The following is a 20,283-nucleotide window of genomic DNA, read 5'->3' as shown; positions in this document are numbered from 1 at the left end:
AAGCGGCCCATCACCGCCGCGCTCAAATGGCCCACCGATCGCGGGCCGCGAGCGCGTACGGTCGATGTCGAACCATCACAACGACTACCGCAAGGATCTTCATGCGTGCCATCACAGCCCGGGACCGCGCGGCCGGCGTCGGCGGACTGACCCTGACCGATCTCCCCTATCCGCACGCCTCGGAGAACGACGTCATCGTGCAAGTGCACGCCGCCGGCTTCACCCGTGGCGAGCTGGACTGGCCAGGGACGTGGACCGACCGCGCCGGCCAGGACCGCACACCAACGGTCCCCGGCCACGAACTGTCGGGGGTCGTCGCCGAGCTCGGCTACGGAACCACCGGGCTGACGGTCGGCCAGCGGGTCTTCGGACTGACCGACTGGAGCCGCAACGGAACCCTCGCGGAGTTCACCGCCGTCGAGGCCCGCAATCTGGCCCCGCTCCCAGCGAACGTCGACCACGTCACCGCAGCCGCTCTGCCGATCTCCGGCCTGACGGCCTGGCAGGCGTTGTTCGACCACGCCCAGCTGAAAGCGGGCCAGATCGTCCTCATCCACGGCGTCGGTGGTGCCGTCGGCTCCGTCGCCGCACAACTGGCCCGCGATGCGGGAGCCCACGTCATCGGCACCGGCCGGGCCTCCGACCAGGCCATGGCCTCCGATCTGGGCGTCCACACCTTTCTCGACCTCGATGGCGAACGCCTCGAGGACGCCGGGGCAGTCGACGTCGTCCTGGACGTCATCGGCGGCGACATCCGCGACCGCTCCACGGCGCTGCTGCGCCCGGGCGGCACCCTCGTCACCATCGCCGATCCACCCACCATCCACCCGCAGGACGGCCGGGCCGTCTTCTTCGTGGTCGAGCCGCACCGCGAACAGCTGGCCCAACTGGCGACCCGCCTGCACGAAGGCCGGATCGTCCCCCTCGTCAGCGCCGTCCGTCCTCTGGCCGACGCTCCCGCCGCCTTCACCGAACGCGGCAGAACGATCATCCAGGTGACCTCGGACTGATCCAACGGTTTGTCGGGACGCGCCGGTAGTGTCCTGCCCGTGGACGTTGGGGAGCGCATTCAGGAACTTGCCGATCAGATCGTCGTGCTGCGGGACGCCTACTACCGCGGTTCGCCGTCGGTGGCCGACGCGGAGTACGACGCGATCGAGGACGAGCTGCGGACACTGATCGACGCCAGCCCGGAGCTGGCGCCCGACCCGAACCCGTTGGACCAGGTGGGTGCGCCCGCGGTTCTGCATGCGCCGATCCGGCACTCGCGGCCGATGCTGTCACTGGAGAAGGCGACGCGGCCCGAACAGGTCGAGGCCTTTTTCGGTCGCTTCCCCGGCCAGTCGGTGGTGGTCATGCCGAAGCTGGACGGCCTGTCACTGGCCCTCGTCTATGAGAACGGGCGCCTGGCACGAGCTATCACCCGCGGCGACGGGACCACGGGCGACGACGTCACCCCGCTAGTGCGGGCACTGGCGGACGGAGTCCCGGACCGGCTCGACGTACAGGACCGCACCGAGGTCCGTGGCGAGGCGGTCATGTTGCGCTCCACCTTCGCCGCCTACAACGCCGCCCACCCCGACAAGCCTCTGATCAACCCACGAGGCGCCGCCGCCGGCACACTCCGCGCCAAGGACCCGGCCACCGTCGCCGAACGACGCCTGCAGTTCCTGGCCTTCGACCTGCTCAGCGACCGCGACAGCGCCGACGCCGATCTCGAGCGCGCGCTGCAGACGATGGGATTCACCGTCGCCGACATGCGTCACTGCGACGACGCCGCGGCGGCGCAGGCGGTGATCGCCACGATCGAGCAACAACGCAACGAACTGGACTACGACCTGGACGGCGCCGTACTGCGGCTGGCCGATCGGGACGCCTTCGCCGCGGCCGGCACCCGTTCCAGCTCGCCACGTGGCGCGCTGGCGTACAAGTTCGCCGCCGAGGAGAAGACCACCGTGCTGGCCGACGTGGTCTGGGACGTCGGCAAGACCGGCAAGATCGCGCCGGTCGCCTGGCTGGAGCCCGTCTTCGTCGGCGGTACGACGGTCACCCGCGCGACGCTGGCCAACCAGGAGGTGATCCGTGCCCGCGGCATCAAGATCGGTGACACGGTCCTGGTACGCCGTGCCGGCGACGTGATCCCGTTCGTCGCCGGCGTACTCGACGCGTCCAAGCGCACCGGCGCCGAGCGGGACATCGTGCCGCCGGCCGTGTGCCCGTCGTGCGAGCAGCCCCTGATCGAGCAGGGCAACAGCCGCGAGCTGTTCTGCACCAACGTCGCGTGCCCAGCCCAGACGGTACGGCGGTTGATCCACTGGGCGTCCCGGGCGGCCGCCGACATCGACGCCATCGGCGGGGTCTGGATCGAGCGCCTGGCCGAGGCCGGGATCCTCGAACACCCGTCGGACTTCTACCACCTGACCGCTGAACGGCTACTGGAGTTCGATCGCATCGGCGACATCTCGGCCGCTCGCATGATCGAGTCGATCGACGCGAGCCGCCAGGTCGGCCTCCGCCGGGCGATGATCGGCCTCGCGATCCCGATGGCCTCCGAAGGCACCGCGGCCAGGCTGTGCCGCGCGGGATTCGCTTCCCTGGAAGAGGTGGCCGACGCGGGCGTCGACGGGCTCGTCGCCGTCGACGACATCGGTCCCAAGGTCGCCGCCTCCCTGATCGAACACCTGACCCGGCTACGGCCTGAGCTCGAACGGCTTCGCGCGGCCGGCGTCTCGCTCGACGTACGCGAGGAGGACCTGCCACCGGTCGTTGCGGCCGGCGCACCGCTGGCCGGCAAGACGGTGGTCGTCACCGGCTCCATCAGTGACCCCCGCTCCGGTGAGAAGGTCGCACGCCCGGCCTTCCAGCGACTCTGCGAGAAGGCCGGCGCCACCATCGCCTCCTCGGTCTCGGCCAGCACCGACTTCCTCATCACCGGCGCCGACGTCGGCGCCGCCAAACTCACCAAGGCTGAGAAACTCGGCGTCACCGTCGTCGACCAATCCGAGATCTGGCAGCAACTCCAAGCCGCCGACCTCCTCAACCGCTGACCCAGCAGGCCGCCTAGGTGAGAGGACTCTAATCCTCGCTTAAGGTTCGGCGCGTGCTTCCGTTGCTAGCTTCCGATGACCATCGGCAGAGACGGAAGACCGTGCGGACCACCATGCAGCTATCGAAGCCCCATGACGTGATCATTGCTCCAGTGGTCGCCCGGGTGGATGCGCGGTACGCGGTCGGTCGGGTGCTGTTGCCGATCTGTGCGGCGATCATGGCGCTGCACGTCGTGGCCGTCGCGGTGCGGATCCTCCTGCGTCCGGGCGGCGTACTGGCGGATGTGCTGAGCCTGCTGAATGCCGCGCAGGAGCGCTCGCTGGCGAGCTGGTGGACGTCGGCGCTCCTGGTGACCTGCTGCCTGGTAGCCGTCGCCGTCGCCCGACTGGCCGGAGCGGACTCCGGCACTGGTCGCGCCGGGCGGTCCTGGATGGTTCTGGCTGTCATCTTCGCGCTGCTGTCGATCGACGAGGTTGTCTCGCTGCACGAACGCGGCGCCAAGTGGACCTCTGGCGTGTTCGAGACCGGCTCGCTGCTCGGGCGCCTCGGGTGGACGATCCCGGCCGCTGCGGCCCTCGTCCTGTCGCTCCTCTTCCTCGTCCCGGCGTTCCGTGCCATCCCGGCCCGGTCCCGAGCACTGATCCTCGCCGGCCTCGCGACGTCGATCGCGGGAGCCTTGGGCCTGGAGGTCGTGAACGTCCTGCTCACCGACGCCGGCGCCCGATACCTGTGGCGGCACCTGGCGATGGCCGTCGAGGAGGCCGCGGAGATGGTCGGCGTGGTGATCGTCCTGCTCGGCGTTCTGACAGCAGTGCGAGTACGCCGCTCCGACCGCCGGCTGACCGTGGCCTACGAAGACGACAACTGACCCCTCCCCCAATGCCGCTCAGCCCGGCCGTCGCGACGGCCGGGCTGAGCGGTGGGTCAGTAGCGGAACTGCTGCAACTGCCGGCCGTCGACGGAGGGCACCCACCCGGTGCGGGTGCTCGGGTCCAACTGGACCGCGCGTTCGGTCTGCGAGTTGTACTCGCCACCGAACGGACTGCTGACGAAGTTCAAGCCGGACACCACCGAGACCTGCTGGCCCGTCGCCAGATCGATGACCGCGAGCTGGCTGGTCGCGTTGCTGTCGGTGACAACGCCGCCGACGCGGCCGAACTGCGACAGCACCGGCGGAGTGCGGAAGGCGACCAGCCCGAGGTGGTGCACGCTGTCGATCGCGAGGTACGCCGCCTGCTGCTGCCGGACCGGGATCGTCGGTGCGGCGGTGGTCATCGTGTCGCCGGCCAGCACGCTCATGCTCGTCGTCCCGACGATGTTCAGGCTGACCGAGCGGTAGGACAACTGGTAGAGCCGGTCCGCTCCCTCGTCCAGAGCGAGGCCGTTGGCGCAGACGCTGCCCGAGTCCGACAACCGCAGAGCGCTCGTATCGAGGTCGACGCTCACCGCGGAGCCTGCCCCGCCACCGATGCAGATCAGGCTGCTGCTGGTCCGCGACAGGTACACCGTGCCGGTCTGCCGGTCGAGCTCGATCATCTTGAACCCACCCCGCACCGCACCCGGCGGATCAGCGGCGATCGCCGGAGCCAGCGTGCCGGTCGCGAGGGTGAGCGGGAGAACGACGTCAGCACCATCTTCGTTGCGCAAGGCAAGGATTGCGGCGCGGTGCCGGACGGAGTCGACGCGTCCGCCCCGGACGGTGTAGCCGTCCATGGCCGCCGTGGCGATGCGCTGCTTCGTGGTGGTGTCGTAGGTCTCCAGCGCCGAGCCGGTCGGCGAGAAGTGCAGGAGTACGACGCGCTGCGCCTGTGGATCCGCGCCGAGGATCTGGTAACCACTGTCCGGCGACGGATCGGTGGTGATCGTGCCACCGTAGGTGCCGGTCGCGGCGTCGTACTCCAGTACCGACTCTCCCCCGCCGGGGGTCCGGAGGGCGGCGTACGACGTACCGCCAGGCTGGGCCGCGAAGCTCGTCACTCTCCCGTCGCCGGGCGCGAGGCCGTCGTCGACCGTCAGCAGCGAGGACGCCGACGCCTGGCCGAGGATCCGGCCGGCTCGGTCGGTCCCGAAGACCCGGACGTTGTACGCCACCGAGCCGCCGAGGCCAAGTTCGGCCGCGTTCAGAGACGCGACACCCGAGCGGGCCGGAAGGGCCTGATACGCAACGGATCCCGCGTTGACTCCGTTCTGGTCGCGCGAGTCACCGTTGGCGTTGGTGAAGGTATTGAGCGCGTTGTAGAGCGTCGGCGCGGGCGCGGAGAACTCGACCGCCGCTCCGGTCGCGCCGGGAACCGAGCGGACGTCGTACCGCAGCGAGAAGCGCGGCTCGGCTCGCCGGATCTCCAGCCTGTGGTCGGCCCGCGGACCGAGAGTCGGCGCGGGCGGCCGGTGGTCTGCTGTACCGCCGTCGACCCGGATCGCGGTGAACTCGCCGTACGTCGGTGTGCCGGCCGAACCGGTGACGGACCGCTGGACGATCCCGATGCCGTAGATCCCGCCCCCGCCCGCGAACGCGCTCGCCGGGACCACGACGTCGCCACTCAGATCGTTGAGCGGAGCAACGAACCCGGTGCCGAACAGTGGTGCCGTGAGCGGGTTCCAGTGCCCGAGCGTCGACACCACGAGCTGCGGGTTCGACAAGTTCCGGACGCCGGTCACGTCGTAGTGGACCGTGACCGCACTGTCCGCGCGGACGGTCGCCGGAGCGACGGGTGCCAGCGCCTCGGCGTACGTCCCGTCCGTCGGTCCGACCGTGAGTGTCTTGACCGCCGACGCGACCGTGTGCTTGCCGTTGCGTACTTCGAACGTCACGGGGACATCGCGGTCTCGGTCGGACACCACGGGCAGGTCCGCAGCACCCAGCAGCTCACTCGGCGTCAGCCGGACCGCCGGTACGGACGAGTGGAACTCGTGCCCATTGACAGTCAGTACGTAGTCGGTCTTGCCGGTGGTCGAGCCGACCACGTCGGCGCCGATCGTGACCGGTCCCACAAGGCCTTCGCCAGTGCCGCCGGTCTGCAGATCGATCCGGTCCGGGTCGCTGGACTCGAGGAACGAGCCGCCGAGGCCGCCGGTGACGACGCGATGGGCGACGGACAACCGCGCGATCCGAGGCTGCGCATGTCCCTTCTCCAGCACCTCGTTGACCGCGGCGGTGACGTCGAGCTGTGGTCCGACAGCGACCTTCCGGTCCATCTGCGGCGGGCTGGCGACCGCACGGCCGGTACGTTCCAGCAACGCCCGGACATCCGTCGGGCTGAGCCGGTGTCCGGTCAGTTCCGAGGCCTGCAGTACGACGGCGGCGGCCGCGGCGACCATCGGGGCGGAGGCCGACGTACCGCCGTTCAGTACCGGCGTGACCTCCTGCGCAGCCCCTCCTCCGGTGTGCTCATACACCAGGATGCCGTCGCTGGGTGCGGACACGTTGAGACGCGTGCCGAAGCCGGACGAGAACGTGGTTCCGCCGTTCGTGCGCGTGGCCGCGAAGGTCGGGTTGTGCGACGACGGCTCCGAAGCGATGTCGTCGAGGGTGGTGCCGCCGACGGCGATCGCACCACTGTCCGGGACTCGTGTCGGTGTGGTGGACTGCGCGACGTCATCGATGGTCGTCGCGGCCTCGTGGGGCGAGACCAGGTCGGTGGGCGTGCTGCCGCCGTCCGGGCCGACCGCGGTCGGCGTGTAGAGCCGGGTGCCGTCGTTCGACGAGATGGTCACGACGATGTGGTACTTGTGCACGATCGTGCTGACGACGTTCCGGATCACCGGGTCGTCCTCGAGGTACCGGCCCGGGAAGCCCTGGGTGTCGGTGCCGAAGCCGAGGCTCGCCGTGATCACGTCCGGCCGCGGGGTCTGCCGGGCCGCGGCCAGCAGCGCCACCGCGATCTGGTCGAACGTCGGCTGCTTCGGGACGACGAGCCGGTACTGCGCGCCCGGCGCGATGCCGAGGAGATCGGTGAGACCGTCGCCGGTCGCCTCAGGCCGCTGCTTGTCGTGCGGCAGCGGCGCCATCACCCCGAAGTCGAGCAGCACCTCACCGAGCTGGGCGTCCTGTCCCTCGGTCGAGCCGACCGGGTCCAGCTTGCCGTCGGGGCCTGCTGTGTACGTCGGAATCAGCGGCATCGCCGGCAGGTCGAGGTAGCGCTGTCCGTCACGGACGATCGTGGTCGGGCCGTGGGAGCGGACGTAGTTGTCGCCCGCATCGGCCATCGCCTGGTCGGTGAGATCGCCGATCGAGACGTTCGTGATGATCTGACCGGCACCGGGCAGTTGGCCGAACCGCTCCTGGAGCGTGCTGAAGGCGCCGACCGCGTTCGTGCCGCCGGCGTTGAGGAAGCTCTGCGCGGACGAGGTCAGGCCGTAGTTCGTCGGCAGGGCCGCTGGCGACGTCTTCGCTGCCTTCGGGGTCGCCTTGCGAGCTGCACTGACCGCTTCCGCCGGCACGGGCTTCGGGCCGGTGGACATCGCCGAGACACGCTGCCCGGGCTGGGCGGTCTGCTGTGCGAAGGTGGCGCGCACCGCCTCGTCCGTGGGGGCCCAGTCGCCACCGACTGCCGACGTACCGTCCGGGATCAGGATCGTCGTACGGCCGAGCACGTTGCCTCGAGCGTCGGTACGGGTAGCCGCGCCGTCGGGGCCGAGGGCGATGTGGCCACCGTCCGGCATCGACACCTGACGGGACGGACCGGCTTCTGGTGGTGCCGCCGCAGCCGGTCCGGCGACAAGAAGGCCGGCCAAGGTCACAGCGGTCAGAAAGCAAACACACAGACGACGGTGCGGAAGGGCGGAGGGCACGACGGCCCCTTTCTCCGTGGCGGTAGGAGGAGTGCTGGACAATTACGCACCACCCGCGGCACCCCGCCACACCCATTGACCGAAACCCGCCACTGGCCATTCCCTGCCACCCGTGCACTGTCCGTAGTCGCCGATCACACTCGGAGACCATCCGGCTGGTTCAGGAATTTGCTCGTATCCGGCCCGGGTTCGCGCGTAGGCTCGCGACAAGCAGACCTTGTGCTCAGGGGGGATCACGTTGAGCCAGCCAGCGACCCAGTCCGACTACCCGGACCACATTGATGCCGCTGTTCTGAAGATCGCCGGCGTCGTGGTGCTGGGCGCCATCATGTCGATCCTCGACATCACGGTGGTCAACGTCGCCCTGCCGACCTTCCAGCTCGAGTTCGGCACACCCGAGGATCCGGTCACGTACGCGCACGTGGCCTGGACGGTGACGGCGTACACGCTCGCGCTCGCGACCGTGATCCCGCTGACCGGATGGGCGGCCAACCGGTTCGGCACCAAGCGGCTCTACATGGCCGCGATCTTCCTCTTCACCGCCGGCTCCGCGCTGTGTGCGACCGCCTCGAGCATCGACATGCTCATCGGTTTCCGCGTCCTGCAGGGACTGGGCGGCGGCATGCTGATGCCGCTCGGCATGACCATCATGACCCAGGCGGCGGGACCGCACCGGATGGGCCGGCTGATGGCCATCCTCGGCGTACCCATGCTGCTCGGACCGATCCTGGGACCGATCCTGGGCGGCTGGCTGATCCAGGTGGCGAGCTGGCACTGGATCTTCCTCATCAACGTCCCGCTCGGCGCGATCGCGCTGGTCTACGCCTGGTTCGCCCTCGCGAAGGACCACGCTGAGCCGTCCGAGTCGCTCGACGTCCTCGGAGTGGTCCTGATGTCGCCGGGGCTCGCCCTGTTCCTCTTCGGGATCTCTTCGCTGCCCGCCGAGGGCGGTGACTTCACTGCGCCCCGGGTGTGGGTCTCGATCCTGATCGGCGTGCTGTTGATGGGGGCGTTCGTCTGGCACTCCTTCCGGCCGGAGCATCCGCTGCTGGACCTGCGGCTGTTCCGCGACCGCAACCTCACCGTCTCGATCATCACGATGTTCCTGTTCGCCGCGGCGTTCTTCGGCGGGCTGCTCCTCGTGCCGACGTACTTCCAGGAGATTCGCGGCGAGTCCACGCTGCATGCGGGTCTCCTGGTAGCGCCGCAGGGACTCGGCGCCATGGCGACCATGCCGATCGCCGGGCGGTTGGTGGACAAGATCCCGGTCGGCCGGATCGTGCCCGTCGGTCTCGGACTGATCGTCATCGGCATGTTCGGGCTGACCCAGCTCACGGCGACCACGCCGTACCCCGTGATCATCGTCATGCTGGTCGTGATGGGCTTCGGGATGGGCGGCACGATGATGCCGCTGTTCACCACCGCGCTGCGGACGCTGCGCGGTCCCCAGGTAGCGCGCGGCTCGACCCTGCTCAACATCACCCAGCAGATCGCCTCGTCCTGCGGGGTCGCGACGATGTCGGTCATCCTGACCAACCAGCTCAACGACTCGCCGATCATCCCTGGTACGCAGAACGTCGCCGGGCTGGGCGAAGGGCTCAAGGAGACCCAGGCCGCGATCCTCTTCAACACCCAGCCGAAGAGCCTGATCCCGCTGCACATTGACCCGGCCGCCATCGCCCGCGGACTGGTCGAGGCCGCCGGGGCCTTCGCCAATACCTTCTGGGTCGCCTGGGTGCTGGTGACGCTGACCTTGATACCGGCCCTGATGCTCCCCCGCAAACGCGCGGCCGCCCGCCCCGTGGACGAGGGCGCGCCTCCCGCGGTGGTCGACTGACCGCCGGCTAGCGACGACGTTCGGGCGGCAGCAGGCGCTGGGCCACCCTGAGAATCGACGACTCCGGGGCCTGCCAGACACTGCGGTCGGCTGCAGACCAGGCGTAGGTCAGGGCGCCGGCTTCGATGCAGTCCAGCAGTCCCGGAGCCGCGAGTTCGTACGCCGACCAGTCGTAGATCTGCTGCAGCCGCGGCAGGATCACGCCGAAGTCCAGCAACCGGCCGAGCCCGCGCTCGTCCTTGAGATAGGACTGCACACTGTCGCGAAGCGGATACTCGTCCGGCAGGACGCGCGACAGCTGAAGGAAGATCCCGGCCATGCCGAGCCTCGGATCACCGAGCAACGGAGCGAGCGGACGCAGCCATCCGAGCGCGATCCGAGGGGCCGCGACGAGCGTGTGCGTGTACAGCACCCGGCACAGTACGACGTTCATGAAGAAGCGCTCGGCGGCAGTCTCCGCCTCCGCCAACTCGCGATGCTCGATGTAGCCGGCCACGATGCTTCCGTTGTGCGCGCGCCACCAAGCCCGAGCGGTCGGGTACTGCGCGAACGACAGCCAATAGTCGACCGTCCGTGACGAGGCCGCGCCGGGCAGATCTCCGCTCAGGGCCACGGCTTCACAACCGTCCCGTAGTACGCGCTCATTCACCGCCCGCCACCACGGACTGCCAGGACTGTCACCGAACAACGGCTGCAGTACGCCGCGCCGCAACTCCCACTGCATCGCGGACATGGCCGCACGACGATACGGAAGATGACGAGGCGCCTTGCCGAACGGGCCGTAGTAGCACCGCTGCATCAGCGCGAGCCGGCCGGACGGATCGTCGCGAACCGCGGCCACCTGCTGATCGGCCCACGCACCGGCAGTCATCCCAGCTGTCACCGGCTCAGGATCGCACCCACACCAACGCGCCGCACCAGCGCAAGACTTCAGTTGGTGTGCAGAGCTGTAGTGGCTTGCGTGACGGTCAGGCGATCGGAGGGATCTTTGGCCAGCAGGGCTTCGATGATCGGGCGCAGCGGGCCGGCGTTCACGAAGCCGGCCGGCCGGGCTTCAACGACCGCTACCAGGGTGCTGAACGGGTCGCCGGCGCCAAAGGGGGACTTCCCCTCGACCGCCGCGAACAGGGTCGCGCCCAGCGAGAACAGGTCGGATGCCGGGCCGACCGCGTCGCCGCGGGCTCGCTCCGGTGACATGTACGCCGGGCTGCCGGCCATGGCCTCGCTCGACAGCGTCTCCTCGTCGTCGACCGCGGTTGCGATGCCGAAGTCCATCAGGACAACCCGTCCGTCGTCACACAGTTGGACGTTCGCCGGCTTGACGTCCGAGTGCACCAGACCTGCCTGATGGACGGCCCCTAGCGCGTCGACCAGGTGCAGCGCGATCCGCCGTACGTCGGCAAGCGGCAGCGGCCCGTCCGACGCCAGCGCGTCGGCCATGGTTCGCCCTGACAGCGGTTCCATGACGATCCAGTGATCGCCGCCGTCCTCGACAACGTCGTACACCTTGACCACATTGCGGTGATCAACTCGTGCCACCGCGCGCGCCTCGGCCAGCGCACTGGCGCGAACGTGCTCGGACGCGCGGCCGGGAAGCACGACCTGCTTGATCGCGACTTGCCGCCCCAGCAACTCGTCATCAGCCAGCCAGACCCGGCCCATACCGCCGCGGCCGAGCAACTTCATCAAGCGGTATCGACCAGTCACAAGGCGATCCGAGCCGACGACCGTCGGTGCTGACTCCACCGCGACTGTTGTCATGATCGCCTCCCTCTGCCGGCCTTCCGTGCTCCCTATACGGACCCCGAGCCACATCGGTTCGATGCTTCTTGATCGTCCCTGTCAATCGTGCGCGGCACATTGTGGATGACCCCGGGTCGAACCCCGGATCTCCACTCACCACACCCTGATTGGGTTTAGATGCCTCTGGCAACCACATCGAACGGATGCCGGAATCCACCGGAATTGGTTTGAACCGGCCGGGGTCGGCGCGCGTGTAGCCCCCCATAGACAGCACGGCGCGTCGACTCGAGACCGCCGTACCCATTGGGAGGGACAAGATCATGAGTAGTGTGACAAGGCGTCTCCGGCGAGGTCTGAGCGCGGCAGCCGCCGCGGCCATCAGCACCGGCATCGCCGTGAGTCTGGCAGGCACGGCATCCGCGACCCCGTCGAGTGGCGTCGTCATCGATACCGGCCAGCTGATCGTCACCGGCACGAACCACGCGGACAACATCACGCTGACCGTGCCGGCGACCAACACGTCGGTTCTCGAGGTCGACTTCGGTCCTGGTACGACGAAGCGCACGGTCAACCGCAGCGACTTCACCCAGATCCTCGTCACCAGCCGGGGCGGCAACGACGTCGTACGGATCGACTACGGCGCCGAGGTCCAGCCGTTCACGATCATCGACACCGGCGACGGCAACGACTCCGCCTTCGGGGGCAGCGGCAACGAACTGTTCCGTACCGGCGCCGGCAACGACACCGTCGACGGCAACCGTGGTACCGACACAGCGCTGCTCGGCAGTGGCCGCGATTCGTTCACCTGGGATCCGGGAGACGGCAGCGACGTGATCCAGGGCGGCCGGGACCAGGACACCATGGTGTTCAACGGTGCGGCCGCGGCGGAGAAGTTCGTTGCCGCCGCCAACGGTCCGCGACTGCGGTTCACCCGGGACGTGGGCAACATCGTGATGGACACCGACAACGTCGAGCGGGTCTCGCTGAACGCGCTCGGTGGCGCCGACACGGTCACCGTCGGCGATCTGCGCGGTACCGATGTCAAGAACGTCGATGTCGACCTCGGTGCGCAGCTCAACACCAGCGGCGGTGACTCAGCGGTCGACGCTGTGACCGTCACGGGCACTGCCGGAAGGGACCACATCCGGGTCTCCGGCTCCGGTGGGGACGTGCGGGTGTCCGGACTGAAGGCCGACGTACGGCTGAAGGACGCGGAACCGACGGACCAGCTGACGATCGACACGCTGGCCGGCCGCGACGATGTGAACACCCGACGGCTCGCTCCGGGCACCATCGGGCTCAGCATCCTTTGATCGCACGACCCGGCGTCCGCCGTACGGCGGACGCCGGCCGCCCCGCAACGATGCGGCCATCCGACTCCCGGATCGCTACGAACGCTGGCGGAATCCCGATGAAGCCCGCACGGAGTCACCACCATGAACCTCAGAATCCACATCCACCAGGCCTTCACCGGCGGCTGGTGCGCCGACATCGACGACGACCACGACCGGCAGCCCGACGACCCCTACTGGTGCGTCGACCAATGGCCCACCCTGCAAGACGCCATCACCGCCGCCTGCGTCCAGTTGGCCGACCTCAACGCGGCCGTCCAGCGAACCCAACCGCCACCACGCATCAGCGGACAGACTGCTGCATGACCTCGGCGTCCTGCCGTTGGCGCGTCCAACGATAGGCAGCTGCGGCAAGCGCGAGGAGGCCGAGGGTTCCTGTTGGGGGTGGGTGCATGGCGAACAACAGCGAGGCCCCCATCAGTGCGACGGTGATCCGGTCGGCGCCGGCCCGGCTCAGTGCCACGGCGGAGCCAAGGGCGATGACCAGCCAGCCGAGACCGGCAACGATTCCAGCGACCGACAGGTTGCCGGTGAGCCAGTTCTGCTCGAACAGTTCCCTGATCGCCCGTACCGAGGCCGCCTGCTCGTCGCCGACGTGCCCATGCGCGGCGTGCGCCATCCAGCCCGTCGCCAGTCCGGAGACGCCGTCGAAGGCGGAGAAGAAGGCCAGCCAGACCGGCACCGCGAGCCGGGCGGCAGTGGCCGCCCGGCTCTGAAGGCCGTCGAGCAGGAGCCAGACGCTGATGGCGAGCAGGACGCTGAGCACCAGTTGCAGCAGGTGTACGGCGATCCATCGGGACACGCCACCACTGCCCAGCTCCGCCGGATGGCCCATCGGGTGGAAGACCGACACGCCGGCGAAGACCACCGGCGTGCCGACCATGAACCATCGCCGGCCGAGCCCGGTCATGGCAGCTCGACCTGCTTCTGCCGCGTGCGGGACAGTTGCGCAGCGCCCGTTGCGATGACCACGACCGTGGCCGCGACGACCATCAGGCCGACGAAGGTCAGGAACGCCGGCGCCATGTCCTTGCCGAGCGGCGCGATCAGGATCGTCACCGGCAGGTTGGCCGTGGCGTGGAACAGTACGACGATCAGCAGGCTTCCACCGGTGCCGTTGTACATCCACGTGCACAGCACGGACATGCAGATCACGGACACCACGAAGGCGGCGAACAGGCTGATCGGATGAGACTCCTGCCCGGTCAGCCACAGCGGGAGGTGCCAGGGCCCCCACACCACGCCGATCAGGAGGCTCGCACGCAGGGCGCTCTGGCGGCTCTGGAGCCTGGGCAGGACGAAGCCACGCCAGCCGAGCTCCTCGCCGAGCGCGCTCCCAGGGAAGATCGAGAACAGGAAGCTGATGACGACTGCGACGACGGTGGTGTCGAGCGCCGGGCGGCTACCGCCCAGCAGGATGGTCAGGCCGAGCGCGATGGGTGCAAGCAGCGACAACCCGATCACAGCGACGTACCAGCGAACTCCGACACGTCCCTTGAGTAGCCGGCCGAACAACCTCCGTACACCAGGCCTGCCGTGCAGCTTGGCCACGAACACCACGGCCAAGCTCGAGGGCACCACGGTTCCCAACATGATCAGAATGGCCCCCAGTCCCTTGGGCATGCTGTCCTGGAAGATGACCAGTGGTGCCCAGAAGGCCCAGGCCAGTGCATAGGTGAGCGCCAGGAACAGCCCCACCGGGTGGCGTCGTAGCAGGGTCGAAGAGTTGGACAGCGGTTCGCGCCGGGCGTGGTCGACATCAGGGCTCCTAAGGTGAGGCTTCTCCCAGGACACCGCTCGACGCATCCGTGGCCCAGAGTGCTGCTTGCACAACCCTGGAGGGTTTCGGCACCGATCCCGGGACCTAGCCCTCCCCAGCAGGTGAGGCCAGCCACCCCTTCCCTCAGCACAGCACCACCCGCAGACTGAGGAAGTGAGCGGGTGGTGGCCGCCTGGTCGGCGGCCGACCCGACGGCGCTTGTGGGGGGACCTGCTGGTACTGGCGGGACTGATGGTGTTCGTCGGCGGGGTCTACCTCGTGGTCGTGGTTCTCGTGGGGAGGTTCGTCGGCCGCTCACACTCGCCCAGCCCCGGGTTGTCGGTGCTGGCCACGATCATCGTCGGTGTGGGATTCGAGCCCGTGCGCCGGACCCTGCGCGGTTGGGCGAACGAGCTGACCCATCGCTCGGCGCCGTACGACGTACTCGCCCACTTCGCGGCGGACAGCCAGACTCCGGCACGCATGGCGCAGGTTCTCGGTACGGCGCTGAACGCCTCGACCGTGGAGATCTGGCTGCTGGCAGGTGGCCGGATCCAGCTCGCCGCGGCCCATCCTGCCGACGGCGACGCGCCCGCAGTGCAGCCGGATCTCACGGACCCGGCGCCTGGTCGGCACCTGCGAGCCGTACGGCACAGCGGCGACCTGCTCGGTCTGCTGGTCGTCGAGGAACGTGCCGACGAGCCGCTGACACCGGTGGACATCGAACTGCTCGACAGCCTGACGGCACAAGCAGGTCTGGTCGTTCGCAACCTCGGGTTGACCGCTGCACTGCAGGACCGGCTCCGAGATGTCTCGGCCCGCGCGGACCTGCTGCGCGAATCCAGACGCCGGGTGGCAGAGTCGGAGGACGTCGAACGCCGGCGGCTCGAGCGGGACCTGCACGACGGCGCGCAGCAACAACTGGTGTCGCTCGCGGTCAACCTCGGCCTGGCCCGCACCCTCGTCGTACTGCGTCCTGACCAGGCACACGAGCACCTCCACACCCTGGACGTGTCGGTCGAGCAGGCGGTGACCGATCTGCTCGATGTCATCGGCGGGCGGCCCCGGCTGCTCGCGGAGACCGGATTGACCGCGGCTCTCCGCGCCGCAGTCCAGACCAGTCCCGTCCCGGTCGAACTCGTGAGCGCAGGGCTCGGGCGGTACCCGACCGAGGTGGAACACGCGCTGTACTACTGCTGCCTGGAGGCACTCCAGAACGCGGCCAAGCACGCCGCCGCCCACGGGGTGGTGATCGAGCTGTACGGCGACAACCGTGCCGTCAGCGCCTGCATTCGCGACGACGGGAAGGGCTTCACCACGGCGCCGGACAACGACGGCGGCCTGACCCATATGGCCGAACGCATCCAGGCGGTCGGTGGAGTCTTCACGATCAACTCGGTCCCCCGAGCAGGTACGACGGTGCGCGCCGAGATTCCGCTCGCTGTTGTGAGCCGAGTGCCATGATGCCTTCGGCAACAACAGGTCTCGCCTGGTCGTTGCTCGCCGCGACCGCGACGCTCGGCGTCGCCCACGGCGTCCTGGTCCTGTCCGGATCCGGTGGGCTGATCCACGCGGACGCAGGTCTCAACGCGTTCCCGATCATCACCATCGGCTGCGTGCTGAGTGCGTTCGTCGGCGCCTTGATCGCCACGCGACTCCCCCGCAACCCGATCGGCTGGTTGTTCCTCGTCGGGCAACTCGGCACCGGTATCGGGCTCGTCTGTCAGGCCTATGCCTTCCGCGTCCTGGAAGATGGCGAGCTCGGATCGCAGTTCACCGGCCAGGTCGCCACAGTGCTGTCCTCCGCGCTCGGTGCCAGCTGGGCGCTGTCGGTGCTGGCAGCTGTCTTCCTGTTGTTCCCCGACGGATCCCTTCCCAGCAAGGCCTGGCGAGCTGTGTTGTGGGCGCTTCCGGTCCCGCAGGCGGTGGCGATCCTCAGCACGGTCCTGCTGGTCCCGATCGACACCATCACCTCGTCCGTCGAGCTCAACCCGCTCGTGACAGCCATCGGCGCCGTGGCCGCGATCGTGAACATCGCGTTGCTCCTCCTCGCCGTCGTGGCGCTGGTACTGCGGTTGCGCCGCGCCCGTGGTGAACGGCGGCAACAGTTGCGATGGCTCACCACCGCGGCATTCGCGCTCGTGGCCGGTTTCGTCCTCGCCCAGGTCCTCAGCCTCGGCCCGGACAACGCGCAGGTGTGGAGCGTCGTACCGCTCTTCGTCGCCTTTGCCAGCGTGCCGGTCGCCGCAGGACTCGCGATCCTGAAATACCGGCTGTACGACATCGATCTGGTCATCAACCGTGCGGTGGTCGCGGCCGTGGGCCTGATCTTCGTGACCGCCGCATATGTCTCGGCCGTCGCGTTGCTCGGTGCGGTGATCGGTGGCCAGGTCTCGGAACGGTACCTGGTGTCGGTGATCGCCACCGCCCTGGTGGCGTTGGCGTTCCAGCCTCTGCGGAGCGGGATGCAGCGCGTCGGCAACCGTGTGGCGTACGGACGTCGCGCCGCGCCGTACCAGGCTCTGGCCGATCTCTGCCGCCACCTGTCCCGGGCGGTGTCACTGGATCAGATCATGCCGGGCGTGGCCGAGGTGGCCGGGCGTAGCGTCGGCGCCGAGCACAGCGCAGTACGGCTCGCGGTGGCCGGGGCCGACGACATCGTCGCGCAGTGGCCCGGCCCTGCCGGCCTGTCGCGGATCGCGTACTCGGAGCCGGTCTGGCACAACGCACGGCAACTTGGCGAGATCAGTGTGAGTATGCCGGCCGGTCGGCAACTGTCGAGGGCAGATCGAACGCTCCTGACCGACCTCGCCACCCAAGCAGGTCTGGGACTTCGCAATGCTCAACTCGCGGCCCGGTTACAGGCCCGGGTGGATCAGACCGGCGTACAGGCTGAGGAGCTCGATGCATCCTGGCGCCGGCTGCTGGCCGCACAGGAATCCCAACGTCGACGGCTGACCCGAGCGGTCACCGTCGAGGTACTCCCCCATCTCGAACGCATCCGCGGTCAGCTGGCGAGGGCGGATGCCGACCCGGCTGTCGTCGGCAGGTCGTTGGACGAGGCAACGAAGGCAACGAGCCGGGCGCTGGCGGCGCTGCGGGACGTTGCCCGCGGCGTCTATCCGGCGACGCTGACGAACAAGGGATTGGCTGCAGCCCTGAGCCTTTACGCCGCACACGCCGGCGGGCGGGTCCTGGTGAGCATCTCGCCGACTGCCGAGCGAGCGCGATTCGCCTCGCACATCGAGGCGGCGGCGTACTTCTGTGCTGTGGAGACGCTTCGAGGGCTCGGCAGCTCGGCACTGCTCGAGTTGCGGCTGGAGGGACACGAGCTCACGCTGACCATCAGCGGCGACCGACGCTCCGAGTGGGACCAGCCCGAGGTCGACCGGGTGCTGGCCTGCGGTGGAACCGCGGTCGTCGATTCGTCGGGGCCGGCGGTCGTCCTGCGTGTGAGCATCCCCGTTGCGGACGGGGAGCTGCCGACATGACCTTGCGGGTCGTCTTTGCCGATGACAACTACCTGATGCGGGAAGGTGTGTCCGCTCTGCTCGCCGGTGCGGACGACATCGACCTGGTCGGTCTGGCCATTGACGGCGACTCGCTGCTGCGGGCGGTCGCCGATCATCGACCCGACGCCGTACTGACCGACATCAGGATGCCACCGACCCACACTGTCGAAGGCATCCACGCCGCGAAGCGTATCCGCGCGGACTTCCCGGAGATCGGCGTCGTCGTACTGTCGCAGTACATCGAGGACGAGTACGCCCTTGAGTTGCTGGAGGACGGTGTCGCCGGACTCGGCTATCTGCTCAAGGAGCGGGTCGCTCAGGTCGACGAGTTGGTTCGCGCGCTCCAGGAGGTCGCCCGAGGCGGCTCGGCCCTCGACCCCCTGGTGATCGAGGAGCTGATCTCCCGCAAGCTGACCGATGCGGGTACGCCTCTGCTCGGGCTGACCGACCGGGAGCGTTCGGTGCTGCAGCAGATGGCGACGGGACGCAGCAACGCCGCCATTGCCAACGTGCTGTACCTGAGTGACCGTGCGGTCGGCAAGCACATCGGATCGGTCTTCCAGAAGCTCGGTCTGGCCGAGGAAAGCGAGACGAACCGCCGCGTTCTGGCGGTGCTCGCCTTCCTCAAGGCGACTCGTTCGTCGGGTTGAAGGTGTCGACGAACTGTTTGACGCGGGGCAGTTGGGCCGGGTCGATGGTGTGGCCGCCGGCGAAGGGCAGGAGCTCCACGTCGGCGGCTCGGCGGCGGAGCTGGGCGCTCAGTCGGGTGGTTTGTTCGGCGGTCGCCATGGGGTCGGTGTCGCCGTTGACGATGAGGACTCGTTTGCCTGCGAGGGCGTCGTCCGCGGGCTCATCGGCGGCGAACGGGACCATGGCGGCCAGCAGCACCGCGCCGGCAAGGGACTCGGGGTGACGCAGGAGCAGCGCGGATGCCATGTTGGCTCCGTTGGAGAAGCCGACCGCGACCCAGGACCCGGCGGGTACGTCGTACTTCTGCTCGGCAGCCGTGAGGAAAGCAGCGAGCTCGTCGGCGCGCAGTCGCAGATCGTCCTCGTCGAAGACGCCCTCCCGGTGCCTGCGGAAGAACCGAGCCATCCCTTGCTCCGACACTGTTCCCCGCGGCGACAGCACGGGCGCGTCGGGCGCCAGGTACTGCCGCAGGACGAGCAGGTCGTACTCGTCTCCGCCGGTGCCGTGCAGCAACAGCAGTGGCGGCGCGGACGTACCCGGTTGCCAGACATGCGGCCGCTCGAGCGGGTCCTCGCTCATCGGTCGACCTCGTCCGGGGCCGGCGGTACGCGCAGCGATGGCAACGAGGCCTGGATCTGCTCGCGGTTCGGTTCGAGCCAGGGCGGCAGCTTCAGATGCTGACCGAGTTCCAGCAGCGGTTCGTCGACGGTGAAGCCCGGCTGGTCGGTCGCGATCTCCAGCAGGACCCCGCCCGGTTCACGGAAGTAGATCGAGGTGAAGTACTGCCGGTCGAGGATCTCGGTGACCTGTACGCCGGCCTCGATCAGCTCGAGGCGCCACTTGGCCTGGGTCTCGCCATCAGGCGCCCGGAACGCGATGTGGTGAACCGTTCCGGCCGCCTGCACACCGCGCGAGGACGTGCTCGGCTGGACGTCGACCGCCGTACCCTCGGCTCCCCCGGACATGACGAACCGGGAGCCGTCGGCCGAGTCCTGACCGTGCTGCATGCCCAGCATGCCCGCGAGCATCTCGGCCGTCGGGTCGAGCAACTGCTCCGTCATGGTGACCGAGAAGAGGCCGCGAACGGCGTTGTCGTACGGGATGGCGGCGACGCCGTCCCAGCCGGACCGGGTGTCACCGTCGGAGGCGACCAACTCGATCACGAGGCCGTCGGGATCGCGTAGCCGCAGTACCTCCTCGTCGGAGCGGGCGACCGGCGCGTCCGCGTCGACGCCGAGGCTCTGCAGCCGCTGCTGCCACCAGCCGAGCGACTCCGGCGGCACGCTGAACGCGGTCGCCGTGGTGAGGCCGGTTCCCTGCCTGCCGAACGGCGCTCCCGGCCACGGGAAGAACGTCAGGAGCGTAGACGGCCGGCCCGAGGAGTCGCCGTAGTAAAGGTGATAGGTGTCCGGGGCGTCGAAGTTGACGGTCCGCTTGACCAGGCGGAGGCCCAGCACCGTCGTGTAGAAGTCGACGTTGCGCTGTGGATCCTCCGCGATCGCTGTGACGTGGTGCAGCCCGTGCGGTGCGACCGAGTCAACCATTGCTGTG

Annotated in this window: 16 protein-coding genes; 9 read left to right on the top strand and 7 right to left on the bottom strand. The window is 68.9% G+C overall.

Annotated features, from left to right (window positions below; genetic code table 11):
* Nucleotides 1–101 precede the first annotated feature (101 nt).
* From ACGFH6_RS11860 to ACGFH6_RS11850, 3 genes are all read left to right on the top strand, one after another.
* Nucleotides 102–1,010 (top strand): NADP-dependent oxidoreductase, encoded by a 909-nt coding sequence (locus tag ACGFH6_RS11860; protein ID WP_393382814.1) that lies wholly within the window; start codon nt 102–104, stop codon nt 1,008–1,010.
* A 39-nt stretch (nt 1,011–1,049) separates the two neighbouring features.
* Nucleotides 1,050–3,047, top strand: a complete 1,998-nt coding sequence (ligA, locus tag ACGFH6_RS11855) for an NAD-dependent DNA ligase LigA (protein WP_393382813.1) — start codon at nt 1,050–1,052, stop codon at nt 3,045–3,047.
* Nucleotides 3,048–3,160: 113 nt separating this feature from the next.
* Nucleotides 3,161–3,916: a hypothetical protein gene (locus tag ACGFH6_RS11850; RefSeq protein ID WP_393382812.1), complete on the top strand. Its 756-nt coding sequence runs from the start codon at nt 3,161–3,163 to the stop codon at nt 3,914–3,916.
* A gap of 56 nt (nt 3,917–3,972) precedes the next feature.
* Here ACGFH6_RS11850 and ACGFH6_RS11845 read toward each other — a convergent pair whose 3' ends face one another.
* The gene (locus ACGFH6_RS11845; protein ID WP_393382810.1) at nt 3,973–7,788 is read right to left on the bottom strand and encodes a S8 family serine peptidase; all 3,816 of its coding nucleotides are present in this window, start codon (nt 7,786–7,788) and stop codon (nt 3,973–3,975) included.
* Between the two features lie 289 nt (nt 7,789–8,077).
* Here ACGFH6_RS11845 and ACGFH6_RS11840 point away from each other — a divergent pair, with 289 nt between their 5' ends.
* Nucleotides 8,078–9,676 (top strand): DHA2 family efflux MFS transporter permease subunit, encoded by a 1,599-nt coding sequence (locus ACGFH6_RS11840; RefSeq protein ID WP_393382808.1) that lies wholly within the window; start codon nt 8,078–8,080, stop codon nt 9,674–9,676.
* A 7-nt stretch (nt 9,677–9,683) separates the two neighbouring features.
* Here the strand turns inward: ACGFH6_RS11840 and ACGFH6_RS11835 are convergent, their stop codons facing one another.
* Together ACGFH6_RS11835 and ACGFH6_RS11830 are read right to left on the bottom strand one after the other, a co-directional pair.
* Entirely contained in the window at nt 9,684–10,559 is an 876-nt protein-coding gene (locus ACGFH6_RS11835) for a hypothetical protein (protein ID WP_393382807.1), read from the bottom strand.
* 47 nt (nt 10,560–10,606) lie between these two features.
* A complete protein-coding gene (locus tag ACGFH6_RS11830; RefSeq protein WP_393382805.1) occupies nt 10,607–11,437 on the bottom strand; it encodes a serine/threonine-protein kinase in 831 nt (276 codons plus the stop codon).
* Between the two features lie 302 nt (nt 11,438–11,739).
* Here ACGFH6_RS11830 and ACGFH6_RS11825 point away from each other — a divergent pair, with 302 nt between their 5' ends.
* Both ACGFH6_RS11825 and ACGFH6_RS11820 read left to right on the top strand, forming a co-directional pair.
* Complete coding sequence (locus ACGFH6_RS11825; RefSeq protein ID WP_393382803.1) at nt 11,740–12,732, top strand: calcium-binding protein; 993 nt, start codon at nt 11,740–11,742, stop codon at nt 12,730–12,732.
* A gap of 123 nt (nt 12,733–12,855) precedes the next feature.
* A complete protein-coding gene (locus ACGFH6_RS11820; protein WP_393382802.1) occupies nt 12,856–13,077 on the top strand; it encodes a hypothetical protein in 222 nt (73 codons plus the stop codon).
* On the opposite strand, the gene ACGFH6_RS11815 is transcribed toward ACGFH6_RS11820, so the two are convergent.
* Complete coding sequence (locus ACGFH6_RS11815) at nt 13,055–13,681, bottom strand: hypothetical protein (RefSeq protein WP_393382800.1); 627 nt, start codon at nt 13,679–13,681, stop codon at nt 13,055–13,057. The two genes, ACGFH6_RS11820 and ACGFH6_RS11815, sit on opposite strands and share 23 nt — an antisense overlap.
* Complete coding sequence (locus tag ACGFH6_RS11810; RefSeq protein WP_393382798.1) at nt 13,678–14,565, bottom strand: CPBP family intramembrane glutamic endopeptidase; 888 nt, start codon at nt 14,563–14,565, stop codon at nt 13,678–13,680. Before ACGFH6_RS11810 ends, ACGFH6_RS11815 begins: the two co-directional genes overlap by 4 nt.
* Nucleotides 14,566–14,704: 139 nt before the next feature.
* Between ACGFH6_RS11810 and ACGFH6_RS11805 the strand changes: the two genes are divergently transcribed.
* From ACGFH6_RS11805 to ACGFH6_RS11795, 3 genes are read left to right on the top strand one after another with little or no spacing between them, the layout of a single operon-like run.
* Nucleotides 14,705–15,994: a sensor histidine kinase gene (locus ACGFH6_RS11805; RefSeq protein ID WP_393382796.1), complete on the top strand. Its 1,290-nt coding sequence runs from the start codon at nt 14,705–14,707 to the stop codon at nt 15,992–15,994.
* On the top strand, nt 15,991–18,021 hold the full coding sequence (locus ACGFH6_RS11800) for a hypothetical protein (RefSeq protein ID WP_393382794.1): 2,031 nt from the start codon (nt 15,991–15,993) through the stop codon (nt 18,019–18,021). The genes ACGFH6_RS11805 and ACGFH6_RS11800 overlap by 4 nt, the downstream gene beginning before the upstream one ends.
* On the top strand, nt 18,018–18,692 hold the full coding sequence (locus ACGFH6_RS11795; RefSeq protein ID WP_393382792.1) for a response regulator: 675 nt from the start codon (nt 18,018–18,020) through the stop codon (nt 18,690–18,692). The genes ACGFH6_RS11800 and ACGFH6_RS11795 overlap by 4 nt, the downstream gene beginning before the upstream one ends.
* Here ACGFH6_RS11795 and ACGFH6_RS11790 read toward each other — a convergent pair.
* Nucleotides 18,667–19,311, bottom strand: coding sequence for an alpha/beta hydrolase (locus tag ACGFH6_RS11790; protein WP_393382790.1), 645 nt, complete (start codon nt 19,309–19,311; stop codon nt 18,667–18,669). The genes ACGFH6_RS11795 and ACGFH6_RS11790 overlap by 26 nt on opposite strands.
* Nucleotides 19,308–20,276 (bottom strand): ring-cleaving dioxygenase, encoded by a 969-nt coding sequence (locus ACGFH6_RS11785; protein WP_393382788.1) that lies wholly within the window; start codon nt 20,274–20,276, stop codon nt 19,308–19,310. Before ACGFH6_RS11785 ends, ACGFH6_RS11790 begins: the two co-directional genes overlap by 4 nt.
* Nucleotides 20,277–20,283: the final 7 nt, after the last annotated feature.

The organism is Kribbella sp. NPDC049227 (assembly GCF_043197265.1).
Lineage (GTDB): Bacteria > Actinomycetota > Actinomycetes > Propionibacteriales > Kribbellaceae > Kribbella.
The sequence above is the reverse complement of the archived record's forward strand: the minus strand, read 5'-3'. Positions and strand labels throughout refer to the sequence as shown.

Excerpts from the sequence above, each read along its gene's own strand:
- ACGFH6_RS11820 (WP_393382802.1), top strand. The coding sequence starts at position 12,856 with ATGAACCTCAGAATCCACATCCACCAGGCCTTCACCGGCGGCTGGTGC.
- ACGFH6_RS11825 (WP_393382803.1), top strand. The coding sequence starts at position 11,740 with ATGAGTAGTGTGACAAGGCGTCTCCGGCGAGGTCTGAGCGCGGCAGCC.
- ACGFH6_RS11790 (WP_393382790.1), bottom strand. The coding sequence starts at position 19,311 with ATGAGCGAGGACCCGCTCGAGCGGCCGCATGTCTGGCAACCGGGTACG.
- ACGFH6_RS11785 (WP_393382788.1), bottom strand. The coding sequence starts at position 20,276 with ATGGTTGACTCGGTCGCACCGCACGGGCTGCACCACGTCACAGCGATC.
- ACGFH6_RS11795 (WP_393382792.1), top strand. The coding sequence starts at position 18,018 with ATGACCTTGCGGGTCGTCTTTGCCGATGACAACTACCTGATGCGGGAA.
- ACGFH6_RS11830 (WP_393382805.1), bottom strand. The coding sequence starts at position 11,437 with ATGACAACAGTCGCGGTGGAGTCAGCACCGACGGTCGTCGGCTCGGAT.
- ACGFH6_RS11860 (WP_393382814.1), top strand. The coding sequence starts at position 102 with ATGCGTGCCATCACAGCCCGGGACCGCGCGGCCGGCGTCGGCGGACTG.
- ACGFH6_RS11815 (WP_393382800.1), bottom strand. The coding sequence starts at position 13,681 with ATGACCGGGCTCGGCCGGCGATGGTTCATGGTCGGCACGCCGGTGGTC.
- ACGFH6_RS11850 (WP_393382812.1), top strand. The coding sequence starts at position 3,161 with ATGCAGCTATCGAAGCCCCATGACGTGATCATTGCTCCAGTGGTCGCC.
- ACGFH6_RS11800 (WP_393382794.1), top strand. The coding sequence starts at position 15,991 with ATGATGCCTTCGGCAACAACAGGTCTCGCCTGGTCGTTGCTCGCCGCG.